Consider the following 12100-nt stretch of genomic DNA (forward strand, 5'->3'; position numbering starts at 1 on the left):
GGAGTTATGTAACTCCTTTTTTTAGTTTTTCGGAGAAGGTGATGGAATGACTTTTGAGAATATGGTTAAGTGTTGCGAGAAATTGACGCCGACCGAGTATCAATTGGCCCAATTTATTATAAAAAATAAAAGGTTAATTCAAAAATTATCTATTCAAGAATTGGCTAATCGGACATTTGTTTCAAAATCAGGGATTCATCGATTTTGTAAAAAGTTAGGTTTTGATGGATATAATGGATTAAAATTAAAGTTGATTCAAGATTTATCACTGGGTACAAAGGATAAATCGATTGATGCGAATTTTCCCTTCTTAGAAACAGATAATCATGCGATGGTTGCTAAACGTTTGTTAGATCTTTACGAGGCTACTGTGAGGGATACGTTCCATTCTATTGATGTGGATATGCTAGAGAGGTGTGTTAATTTACTACACGGGGCGGATGTTATTGATATTTATACCTATGCTCACAATTTGAATATTGCGGAGAATTTTCAGGATAAGATGAGAACAATTGGACGCGTTGTTAATTGTCCCAAATCTGTTTATGAACAACGGTATACGGCGGCAGCAGCTAATAAGAGGCATGTCGCCCTGTTACTTTCTTATTCGGGGAGAGCGGTTTTTTTACCGGATATTATAGAGATGTTGAGTAGAAATAAAGTCGAAATGATTTTAATAGGTCGTATAGGAACGACAACGTCAAATGGTGCGATTAAGAACCGATTATATTTAAGTGATCGAGAAGATTTTAAGAATCGTATTTCTCATTTTTCTTCACATATTGCGATGCAATATATGTTAGACGTTTTATTTAGTTCTATTTTTAAAAAAGATTACAGGAAAAATATTAATTATATTGATGAGATTCTTTCTATTGTAGATGACCGACATCTTGAGGAAGAGTAAAAGGTGTCAAATGGTTTCAGATTGACCTGAAATAAAGGGTGATTTTAGGAATAATATATCAGTCTTTATCTCTGTGATTGACGAAAATAGGGGGGACAAGATATAGTAGTGATGAAGGAGGAGTGAATTGATGAAGGCTATATTTTTCGATATTGATGGAACGTTGATTGATCCATTGAATGGAGTGACGCAGATTTCGCCGCGAGTTAAACGTGCTATTCGACAGTTACAGGATGAGGGAAATTATGTTTTTATTGCGACTGGAAGGCCATATTCTTTTTTAGATGAGCAGATAAGAAACTTTGGTTTTGATGGATATGTATTAGTTAATGGTGCGCAGGTTATTGTTAGAGATCAGGTGGTTTATAATCAAGCGATGGATAAGCGGTTTGTGAAGATGTTTGCTGACTTATTGGATGATAAGGGAATCCAATATGTATTAGTTGGTGAAAGAAACAGTTATTTGGATCAAAAGAGTCAGGAGTTTTATGAGTTTTATGAGAGTATTCATATTCCAAGAAGCTACTTTGAGAGTGAGTATCGTTTAGAAGACTTAGAGGTTTATAAATTCGAAATATTTGGGAAGACGAGTGAAGTGATAGAGGAATGCAAGGAATGGTTAAAAAAATATGAAGAGTATGGTTTTTTTCATAGTATTCACCCTACTCATTTAGAGGTTTATTATAAAGAGAATCATAAGGCAACTGGAATTTTAAAGGCGCTTGAGTATTTGAATCTTCCGATTGAGGAGAGTTATGCTTTTGGCGATGGGGAAAATGATATTGAGATGCTTGCTACGGTCGGATGTGGCATTGCAATGGGGAATGCGGCAGAGAATGTAAAGAGGCATGCTAAGCAGGTAACAGACAGCGTTAGTCAAGATGGGGTAGCAAGTGGGATTAAAAAGTATATTTTGTGTCGTAAGAATAGTTAATATTTATGAATGTATAAAAAAATGGATGAGTCGTGCCATTAGGCCAACTCATCCATTTTTTAGAATGAAGGGGATTATTCTTCATTAACTTTAATAATTGTAATTGATGTGTAGATAAAATGAACATCTATTTTAGAGGTATTAACTAGAGCTAGGGAAGTGGTATCCGTAGTCTTTAAGATAATAGTGCCGCTTAGTTCGACTAGTTGTCTTTCGTCTGCAGTAACAATCGCTTTTGATCCAATACATCTTCTATAGTTAGTCATTAATTCTACACTAATAGGAATGTTATCACAGTTGTGACAGTGATAGGCTGATGTACGGTAGGTGATAAGGTATATAGAATTAGGATCAAGTTCAATAGTTGTGTGTAATTTACTAGAATGCAGATTGTTATTGTCCCCCAAATCTATATTCAAAATAGGATAGACAGGAATAAAGTCATTAGGACGGATAGAGAGTTCTGAATGAGGTTTTGAAATATATTGTCTATTATCACCTGAAAATTCAGCCCCACGAGGCCCAGTTGGACCAGTAGCCCCATTTAATCCACGAGGCCCGGTTGGACCTGTAACTCCGTTTAATCCACGAGGCCCTTGAGGCCCAGTAGGTCCAGGTAATCCACGAGGTCCAGTAGGACCAGTGGCTCCAGTTCGACCAGTATCTCCTTGAGGACCAGTAGCTCCGGTTAATCCACGAGGTCCGGTTTGACCAGTGGCTCCTTGAGGACCAGTGGCTCCACGGGGACCGGTTTGACCGGTAGCCCCAGTTTGACCAGTGGCCCCCGTTAATCCACGAGGCCCGGTTTGACCAGTGGCTCCTTGAGGTCCTGCTGGACCAGTGGCCCCACTTAGAATTAAGTAAGGTTGATAAACAATTCCAGAGAAACTATTAGGATTAGTATAATCAACGTTAAATATAAAACTTAGTGTTCCCTTTCCATTAAGGTTCGTCCATTCGATCGAGTTTGTTGCAGAATTGTATTGACCATTATCGCTGATTTCAGATGGTCGAATTGTTTCGCTTAAGCGATTGATAAGAGGGTTACTCACCGAAAGGTTATGTGTATAGGAAACTTGGGTTGGTAGTGTTATTTGTTGGTCATATAAGACAGGGTCACTTAAGTTTTTCAAATTTGCTAGGGGGGAAATATCAGTAATTTGATTAATCGGAAGCTCTAATTGTTCCAGATTTTGAAGGTCTGCTAGAGCATAGATATCGGATATTTCATTTCCACCTGCTTGGAGTTCTTTTAAGTTTGATAAATCTTGTAAACTAGAGATATCACGTATTTTGTTATAAGACATGGATAAACTTTCAAGCTGAAGTAGGTCTTTTAACGGTGTAATATTGTTGATACGATTTTGGCTAATATCTAAGTTTTTTAAATTTGTTAGATTTTCGATTGCTCTGATGGTACCAATGTTATTAGCCATCAGTTTTAAGGTTTCAAGAGAGACTAACGGTCTAAGAGGCGTTATGTCACTGATATTATTTCGATCGAGGGATAAATAGGTTAGTTTTGTTAAACCCTCTAAATCTGAAATCGTAATAAGTTGATTATTTTCTAGTTCCAAATGAGTTAGGTTTTTTAAGTATTTTAATGGAGATAATTCTAGTGATGATATTTGATTATTAGATAGGATAAGTGTTTGTAGTTTAACTAGTGGTTCTAATTCTGTGATTGAAGAAGTTAGATTTCCTTGTAGTTCGAGCGTTTCTAAGTTTGTGAGATGACCTAATCCTGTAAGATCAGAGATATTTCTATTTTTTGCGTCTAAGGTAGTTAACTGTTAGAGTTCTTCTTCCGTTAAATCGGTCGTTGTTGGTACTCCTAAGGCTTCACAGATAGCAGCTTTTAACTGGGGATCAGGGATATTAACAATCCCTGAGTTAGGGGTTGGCATAGTATCACATCCAGTATTAGAATAATTGAAACATATCTGTTTCTATATAATATATGATTGTTATCCACAGAAAGTCTGTACAATTATATGAAGAAGGGCAAAAACATTGGATATACATATATAGGGGATAAATCGGTTAAGTGGGTTAATTCTTTGATGGGATTTAGATTGGAGATATTTGTATCTATTAATTGTAGCTGATGTAAGTGAATGAGGTTTTCTAAAATGCTAAAATCATTGAGAGAACTTTGATTTAGAAAAAGTTTTTGTAGATTAGTCAGATTTTTAAGGATAGAATGATTAGAGCTATGATGAGCATAAATGAATAATAATTCCAACGGTAGTTGCTAATTTTATTTGAATATAAAGTTAATAAAGTTAAAATTATTCAGTCATGGAGCGAGTGAATATTCGAGATGAAATTTTCATATAATAATAGTTGATTTAAATTAAGTAGATTTTTCAAGAGAGCAATACTCATCATAGTATTTGTTTCTAACGATAAACGAGTTAAGTTTATTAAATTTTAAAATGGAGATAAGTCAGACATTTTGGAATCACTTCATTTAATATAGTTTAGGTTTCTATAAGATTACTAATGTTAACGGAAGAAGCTTTGAGAAGAAATTTTTTTCTTAGTTAAAGTACTTATTACTGAAATTTCAAGGGAGTTATCGAATGCCTCTTCTAGTTTAGATTCAGGAGTGTTCATAATCATTGGTCTAGAGATTGGCATCATATTACCTAAAATATTAGAATAATTGAAACAGTGATGTTAGGGTAGTAATATTTGTTTTGACGGAGTCTAGACTCTATCAGAGTATAGAGGATAAAAATTTTTTAATCATCGGAAGTATAATTAAAGGGAGCTAGTTATTATAAATAATGGAAGAGGAAGGCAGCCTCTAGTTCTTAATCATTTGAACGGTGCCCTTTTCATTGCTGGATGATCCGAGTGTTACATGTGGCATTTTTTTTCATATCAGTAAGATAAATTTAAATGTTCCACGTGGAACGTAAGAATGAGAGGATGATATTTTTGAAAATTGGTATTATTTCTGATACACATAATGTTTTAAGAGAAGAGGTCGTCGGTCATCTACACGGATGTGATTATATTATTCACGCAGGTGATGTTTGTAAGGAAGAGGTGATTAATAGGTTAAATCAGATCACTAAGACATTTGTCGTGCGAGGCAATAACGATTTATTGGATCTTCCAGATTATTTAGAAATAGAAATGAATCAGTGTTTGATTTATGTTGTGCATGATAAAAGGAATATTCCTGATAAGTTAGCTGGAATAGATGTGGTGATCTATGGGCATTCTCATCGGTATGAGCAGGAGGAAAGAGAGGGAGTATTATTTTTAAATCCGGGAAGTTGTGGAAGACGACGATTTTCTTTACCTTTAACGATGGCATTTTTGTGGGTAGAAGATAACGAAATAAGGGTTGAAAGAATTAATTTGGATGATTAGGTGCAAATTATATCTATACAGTGATGAAGTTGTTTAAACATGGGGTTGATTAGAAAAGAAATGATTCAGATAAGGGTTGTTTAATAGGACAACTTTGAAAAAATAGGTATTTTATGATATGATATTGAGTTATGAGATTTGCTTGAATGGAGGAATTTAGATGTCAGCTTTACCAAATTGCCCAAAATGTAATTCAGAATATACTTACGAAGATGGAAGTATGTTAGTTTGTCCAATGTGTGCTTACGAGTGGAATCCAGCGGCAGATGCTGAAGCAGCAGAAGCGAATGTAATTCGTGATGCGAATGGAAATGTATTAGCAGATGGAGATACAGTAACAGTTATTAAAGATTTAAAAGTTAAAGGAAGTTCTTCAGCGATTAAGCAAGGAACTAAAGTTAAGGGAATTCGTTTAGTTCATGATTCAACAAATGGACACGATATCGATTGTAAAATTGATGGATTTGGAGCGATGAGCTTAAAATCAGAATTCGTTAAAAAAATCTAGTTAAAAGGCGTTCAAATAGAACGCCTTTTTTTATGTTATAAGAGGGAGTTTCTTTATGGAGAATCAACGCTCTAATTTCCAGTATTTTCAATGCACTGATTCTTTAATGGGGAGACGTTTTGTACTATAATCGATAGATAGTTAGGAACATTAGGAAAGGGTGAGCGATGATGTCATTACCAAAGGACTTTTTAGATAAGATGCAAGAGTTACTTCAAGATGAGTATGATTTATTTATAAAAAGTTATGAGCAGGAGAAATCACTAGGGTTACGACTTAATTTATTGAAAACCGATAAGGATCATTTTATAAAGATAAATCATATGCATTTAACACCTATTCCATGGGTTTTAGAAGGCTTTTTTTATCAGCAAGCTGATCGTCCAGGAAAGCATCCGTATCATGAAGCGGGAGTTTATTATATTCAGGAACCGAGTGCGATGTCGGTTGGAACGTTTGTAGGGGCTTTACCTGGGGAGCGTGTGTTGGATTTATGTGCGGCGCCAGGTGGAAAAAGTACGCATCTTGCTTCTCAGTTACAGAATGATGGATTGTTAGTTACCAATGAAATTTATCCACAACGCGCTAAAATTCTTTCGCAAAATATTGAGCGTATGGGGGTTAAAAATGCAGTTGTGTTAAATGAGAGTCCTCAAAAGTTAGCGAAGCATTTTCCTTCTTTTTTTGATCGAATCGTCGTAGACGCGCCATGTTCGGGTGAGGGGATGTTTAGAAAGGATGAGGTAGCGCAAGAGGAGTGGAGCCTTGATAATGTATTGAATTGTGCAAGCCGTCAGGCGGATATTTTAGAAGAGGCGGCAACGATGTTACGACCAGGTGGGCGTATGGTTTATTCAACGTGTACATTTGCACCAGAGGAGAATGAGCAGGCGATTGCTTCATTCATTGAACGACATCCAGAGTTTAAAATTGAATCTGTGGATAGTTATGAAGGATTTAGCGAAGGGCGAGTGGAATGGTCAGGGTATGAGATGGAGGAGATTAAGCGAACGTATCGTTTATGGCCACATCGAGTTCATGGGGAAGGGCATTATGTGGCTGTCTTAAAGAAGATGGAAGATCCTGAGGTTCGTGAACCGAAACGTCAGTTTGTTAAACCGTTAAAGGATAAGAAGAAGCTAGCGCCCTATTTAGAGTTTGCGAAGGAGACGTTTATCAATGTTCCTTCAGGGGATTATGTTTTATTTGGCGATCAGTTGTATATTGTTCCGTCAGGTATGCTATCTTTTGATGGATTAAAGGTGGTACGTGCGGGATGGCATTTGGGAACGATGAAGAAGAATCGTTTTGAACCGTCTCATGCCTTAGCGCTTTCATTAAATCAAGCAGATGTTAAACATTCCATCTCGTTTGCGGCAGATAGTGAAGAAATCGCGACGTATCTACGAGGAGGAACCCTTCCTTTTGAAGGTGAGAAAGGTTGGTATTTAATCTGCGTCGATGGGTATTCGCTTGGATGGGCGAAACTTGCGAATCATATGTTGAAGAATCATTATCCTAAAGGGTTACGATGGAATTAAAAAGTGGACGAGACGTCCACTTTTTTTAGAGTTTAATCCATTCATGAAGAGGTATCGTGATGTTTAGGAAACCATCTTTATTGATTAAGTTAGAAAAGGTGGTCAGAAGATGAAGAGGAAATCCAAACTGCAACATTTTTTGTCTAGTTTGCCACAAGTCTTAGGAAATTTTATTAAAATATGATATATTCATGGGGATTAGGTATAAGTGGTAAATGAATGTCGCCGCTGATTTTATAGTTGAAGTGATTAAGATAAAAATAATCATTTCTCATGAAAAGGGAGGATAATAAATGGGAAAATATTTAAAGCTGTGGATACTTCTGTTTTTGACTTCAGTCGTTACTTTATTTTTTAGTATCTCTTGGATAACAAGAATCGAATTCGTTAATATATTTAATGAATTTGAAATTTTATTAATGTTAGTGGGATTTTCAGCGACGATCGCTTCTATCTTTAGTTGTACAACATTTATTTACGATCAACTTTCTAAATTAAAGTCATAAATGGACCTTTTAGGAGAGCGTAAGAACACTCGTAACTTTAGTCGTGGGAGGTTCAATCCAGCTAACATTGTTAGGTGTTACCGTTAAAGGAAGAAGACGTTTTTTTACGTAAGACTACATCTACCATTAATAATTGAAAGGACTGCTAATGTGGTCTTTTTTTATCCACAGTTTTATGAAAGGGTGTAAAAAATGAAAATAGGAGGAGTAATTTACAAATTTTCTAGGAAGAGGTTGTGTTTTTCGCTCAGACATACTATAATACCTTTATTAAATGAAATAAAGACTCGTATATACCCGGTGATATGGACTGGGCGTTTCTACCTGCAAACCGTAAAAGTGCGGACTACGAGGCGTTGTTGATGACTAGAGATGGGGACATCTCTTGTTTAGCAGCACCTCGGCCAACGTGGGTGCTGCTTTTTTATTTGGAGATAAAAGTAAAAAGGAGTGGAGTTGTATGGAAGAGATGAAGCGTCAGACAAATTTAATTTATGGGGTAGAGGATAATCCCGCTTTTTTAAAGAAAATGCTATTTGGATTGCAACACGTATTTGCAGCATTTTCAGGGATTGTCGTGGTACCACTTGTTATTGCAGGGGCTTTAGGGTTTGATAGTCAGATGACAACAACCTTAATTAGTGCGTCAATTTTGGCAGCTGGTGTTGCAACAATTATTCAAGCTCGTGGAATTGGGCCTGTTGGATCGCGAGTAGCTTGTATTATGGGAACGGATTTTACGTTTGTTTCACCTGCGATTTCAGTAGGTTCAACGCTTGGAATGGCGGGAATTGTTGGGGCAACGATCCTGGGTTCATTGTTCGAGGTTGTGTTAAGTTTCTTTATTAAGCCATTAATGAAGTTATTTCCACCGCTTGTTACAGGAACGGTCGTTTGCTTGATTGGATTAACCCTTTTACCAGTATCGATCGATTGGGCTGCTGGGGGAAGTGGTGCAAGTGATTATGGAAGTTTATTAAATATTTCAATTGCCATGATTGTTCTTTGTGTGACCTTACTCTTAAATCGCTATGGAAAAGGAATCATTAGTAGCGCGGCAATTTTAATTGGGATGGCTGTGGGGTATGTGATTTGTATTCCGTTAGGATTGGTTGATTTTACGGCGGTGACGGAGGCGAGTTGGTTTGCGATTCCGAATATTTTGGAGTATGGGATTACGTTTGATGCGAAAGCCGTGCTTGCCTTTATTCCGGCTTATTTTGTGACGACGATTGAGACGGTGGGATGTTTAAAGGCCATCGGTGAGACTTCTTCGGTTGAGATGACGGATAAGAAAATGAGTTCAGGTATTTTAGCAGATGCCGTGGGAAGTATTTGCGGAGGGCTTGTTGGTTCATTCTCAAATACCTCATTTAGTCAAAATGTTGGATTAATTTCGTTAACAAAGGTTGCGAGTAAACATGTGGCTTTGATGGCGGGAATTTTATTAGTCTGCTTAGGGCTATTTCCTAAATTAGCAGGAGTGATTAACGGCATTCCACAACCTGTTCTTGGTGGAGTAGGATTAGTGATGTTTGGTATGGTAGCTGCTGCGGGAATTAAGACATTGAGTCGTGTGGAATTAACCGATCGTAATCTTTTAATTATCGCAACTTCTTTAGCATTAGGTCTTGGTGTGACGTTTAGACCGGAGGTTATTTCAGGATTACCGGAGGCTGTGCAGATGATTTTTGCTTCAGGAATTTCAACGGGAACAATTGTAGCGCTTGTGTTGAATTTGGTTTTAAAGGATATGAAATCAGACAGAGTTCAAGTGAAGAAAGTAGAGGTTGCCTAAAGTGGACAGTTTAAAAGAACGAATTTTAAAGGATGGTATGGCATTAAATGAAACGGTGTTAAAGGTGGATTCTTTTTTGAATCATGGGGTGGATGCCCAGTTAATGTACGAGATTGGAACGGAATTTAAAAATTATTTTATGAATCACGGGATTACGAAAATTTTTACGATTGAAAGTTCTGGGATTGCGCCAACGGTAATGACGGCCATTCAAATGAATTTACCGATGGTGACATTAAAAAAGCAGACCTCTAAACTATTAAAGGATGATATTTATCAAACAACGGTTCATTCTTTTACGAAGGCAACGGATTACGAACTGACGCTTTCAAAGAAGTATATTTCTAATGAAGATAAGGTGTTAATTATTGATGATTTTTTAGCGAATGGAGAAGCGGCACTTGGAGCCATCCGTTTGGTTGAGGAAGCGGGGGCACAAGTAGCGGGGATTGGAATTGTGATTGAAAAGTCATTCCAACCTGGACGCCAATTGTTAATGGATAAAGGATATGAGGTTTATTCCCTCGCTCGTATTAATAAATTAGGAAAAGGGATAATTGAGTTTGTAGAAGAATAATAGGAAAGCCAAACGATGATGAGGATCGTTTGGCTTTTTTTCTTTCATACAGGAGCGACGTTTAATTAATAATGTTATCAAATAATTAATGTAAATTAACAATAATTAACAATTTATTCATGAACAGTTAAAATACGGGTGATATAGTTAATAATGTAATATTTATTTTAATTAGGAGGGGCTTGTATGGAAAAACGGGCAATGTATTCAATGGGAATAATGCCTATGGAAGAGGACAACGTGAAAAAAAAGAAAAGATTGGGATTAGGGAAACTAGAGCCTGTTTTTTATTTAATACCTGCATTTTCGGTATTTGCGGTTTTTGTGTTTTATCCATTTATTAAAACAATTATTCTAAGTTTATCCCGAACGAATTTACGTGGGGAAATCCAGGCATTTGTAGGTTTAGATAACTTTAATGAATTATTTACTAGTCCGGATTTTTACCGCTCAATGGTGGTGACATTTCAATTTGTATTGTTAGTTTCCATTCCATCAGTAGTCATCGGTTTAATTTTAGCCTTATTAGCAAACAACAAATTAAAAGGAAATCGGGTATATGAGTTAATGTTTTCGGTACCTATGGCCATTGCTTCTGCACCCGCAGCCGCTATTTGGACCATGATTTTTCATCCAACGAATGGAGTTTTAAATTTTATTTTGGGAAAGGAAATTGGTTGGTTAACGGATCCTAACTATGCACTGTTTTCTATTTCTATTGTAACGATTTGGTTAAATTTAGGGATTAATTTTATTTTTTTAACTACAGGTCTTCGTAATATTCCAAGTGAGTTATTAGAAAGTTCGGCAATTGATGGGGCACGCTTCTTTCACAAATTGAAGCATATTATTATTCCAATGATATCTCCCCAACTGTTTTTAGTTATTTTTATGAATCTGATTAATAGTTTTCAAGCTTTTGGGCAAATAAAGTTGTTAACGCAAGGTGGACCCGGAGATTCAACCAATGTTCTTGTCCATTCTATTTATCGTGAAGCCTTCTTTAATGGACGGTTTGAAACGGCTTGTACACAGGCGCTTGTTTTATTTGTCATGATGTTGATTGTGACACTTGTCCAGTTTAAGTTTGAGAAGAAGGGGGTTCATTACCAATAATGAAAATGTATAAGAGAAATCGTATCATCCTAACCGGATTAAATATTATTTGTGGTTTATTGATTATTTCTCCCTTGCTGTATGCACTCTCGTTAAGTTTTATGTCCCAAGGGGAAATGGCTCAATATCCAATTAAATTATTTCCAAGTCATTTAAATGTAGAGAATTATAAAGAGGCTTTAAATACGGTGCCGTTACTTCGATTTTTGATAAATAGTTTAGTGGTTTCTATTTTGGTAACTATTGGCCAAGTCATTACTTCGAGTCTAGCAGCCTATGCCTTTGCTTTTTATGAATTTAAATATAAGAGGTTATTGTTTTTATTGGTTTTGTCGACGATGATGATTCCAGCGGAAACAACTATTATTTCTAACTTTCTAACTGTTAGTTCATTAGGGTGGACGGATCACTTATATGTATTAATTATTCCATTTCTAACGTCTGCTATGGGAATTTTTTTAATTCGTCAATTCTATTTAACAATTCCAAAGGAATTACTGGAGGCGGCTAAGATTGATGGTTGTAATCATTTTAAATTTTTAATCAATATATTGATTCCAATTTCTAAACCGGCGATTGCTTCATTATCTATTTATACGTTTATCGGAACTTGGAATCAATATCTATGGCCATTACTAACTATAAATAATGGGAATAATCGAACAGTTCAGATTGGAATTAGCATGCTTCAATTTGCAGAAGGGAGTAATTATGGAGTGGTATTGGCAGGTGCAATTTTAGTGTTAATCCCATCTATATTAGTGTTTATGATTGGACAAAAGTCACTGGTCGCTGGAATGACGGCAGGATCAGTGAAGGGATAAAA

Annotated in this window: 10 protein-coding genes and 1 riboswitch; of the genes, 9 read left to right on the forward strand and 1 reads right to left on the reverse strand. The window is 36.2% G+C overall.

What is annotated here, in order from left to right:
• Positions 1-46: 46 nt before the first annotated feature.
• Positions 47-907, forward strand: a complete 861-nt coding sequence (locus AC6I0I_RS00090; protein WP_161831458.1) for a MurR/RpiR family transcriptional regulator — start codon at positions 47-49, stop codon at positions 905-907.
• Between the two features lie 130 nt (positions 908-1037).
• Positions 1038-1841: an HAD family hydrolase gene (locus AC6I0I_RS00095; protein WP_237658890.1), complete on the forward strand. Its 804-nt coding sequence runs from the start codon at positions 1038-1040 to the stop codon at positions 1839-1841.
• 74 nt (positions 1842-1915) lie between these two features.
• Here AC6I0I_RS00095 and AC6I0I_RS00100 read toward each other — a convergent pair whose 3' ends face one another.
• On the reverse strand, positions 1916-3601 hold the full coding sequence (locus tag AC6I0I_RS00100; protein WP_497993665.1) for a leucine-rich repeat domain-containing protein: 1686 nt from the start codon (positions 3599-3601) through the stop codon (positions 1916-1918).
• A 1186-nt stretch (positions 3602-4787) separates the two neighbouring features.
• Here AC6I0I_RS00100 and AC6I0I_RS00105 point away from each other — a divergent pair.
• The 7 genes from AC6I0I_RS00105 (at position 4788) to AC6I0I_RS00135 (ending at position 12098) form a co-directional block, all read left to right on the forward strand.
• Positions 4788-5228: a metallophosphoesterase family protein gene (locus AC6I0I_RS00105; RefSeq protein ID WP_161831464.1), complete on the forward strand. Its 441-nt coding sequence runs from the start codon at positions 4788-4790 to the stop codon at positions 5226-5228.
• Between the two features lie 160 nt (positions 5229-5388).
• Positions 5389-5736: a zinc ribbon domain-containing protein YjdM gene (locus AC6I0I_RS00110; protein WP_161831466.1), complete on the forward strand. Its 348-nt coding sequence runs from the start codon at positions 5389-5391 to the stop codon at positions 5734-5736.
• Between the two features lie 170 nt (positions 5737-5906).
• The gene (locus AC6I0I_RS00115) at positions 5907-7277 is read left to right on the forward strand and encodes an RsmF rRNA methyltransferase first C-terminal domain-containing protein (protein ID WP_262950759.1); all 1371 of its coding nucleotides are present in this window, start codon (positions 5907-5909) and stop codon (positions 7275-7277) included.
• Between the two features lie 773 nt (positions 7278-8050).
• Positions 8051-8152: riboswitch (purine riboswitch) on the forward strand.
• A gap of 91 nt (positions 8153-8243) precedes the next feature.
• Positions 8244-9581 carry a nucleobase:cation symporter-2 family protein gene (locus AC6I0I_RS00120; protein WP_262950760.1) on the forward strand — a complete coding sequence of 446 codons (1338 nt, stop codon included), beginning with the start codon at positions 8244-8246 and terminating at the stop codon, positions 9579-9581.
• Position 9582: 1 nt separating this feature from the next.
• Positions 9583-10158, forward strand: a complete 576-nt coding sequence (locus tag AC6I0I_RS00125) for a xanthine phosphoribosyltransferase (RefSeq protein ID WP_262950761.1) — start codon at positions 9583-9585, stop codon at positions 10156-10158.
• A 186-nt stretch (positions 10159-10344) separates the two neighbouring features.
• The gene (locus AC6I0I_RS00130; RefSeq protein WP_262950762.1) at positions 10345-11274 is read left to right on the forward strand and encodes a carbohydrate ABC transporter permease; all 930 of its coding nucleotides are present in this window, start codon (positions 10345-10347) and stop codon (positions 11272-11274) included.
• Positions 11274-12098: a carbohydrate ABC transporter permease gene (locus AC6I0I_RS00135; protein WP_262950763.1), complete on the forward strand. Its 825-nt coding sequence runs from the start codon at positions 11274-11276 to the stop codon at positions 12096-12098. Before AC6I0I_RS00130 ends, AC6I0I_RS00135 begins: the two co-directional genes overlap by 1 nt.
• Positions 12099-12100 lie beyond the last annotated feature (2 nt).

The sequence above is a fragment of the Turicibacter sp. St.80E1 genome (assembly GCF_059728495.1).

Bases quoted from the DNA above. Each gene is read 5' to 3' on its own strand.
- AC6I0I_RS00090 (WP_161831458.1), top strand. From the start codon at position 47: ATGACTTTTGAGAATATGGTTAAGTGTTGCGAGAAATTGACGCCGACC.
- AC6I0I_RS00095 (WP_237658890.1), top strand. From the start codon at position 1,038: ATGAAGGCTATATTTTTCGATATTGATGGAACGTTGATTGATCCATTG.
- AC6I0I_RS00110 (WP_161831466.1), top strand. From the start codon at position 5,389: ATGTCAGCTTTACCAAATTGCCCAAAATGTAATTCAGAATATACTTAC.
- AC6I0I_RS00115 (WP_262950759.1), top strand. From the start codon at position 5,907: ATGTCATTACCAAAGGACTTTTTAGATAAGATGCAAGAGTTACTTCAA.
- AC6I0I_RS00120 (WP_262950760.1), top strand. From the start codon at position 8,244: ATGGAAGAGATGAAGCGTCAGACAAATTTAATTTATGGGGTAGAGGAT.
- AC6I0I_RS00130 (WP_262950762.1), top strand. From the start codon at position 10,345: ATGGAAAAACGGGCAATGTATTCAATGGGAATAATGCCTATGGAAGAG.
- AC6I0I_RS00135 (WP_262950763.1), top strand. From the start codon at position 11,274: ATGAAAATGTATAAGAGAAATCGTATCATCCTAACCGGATTAAATATT.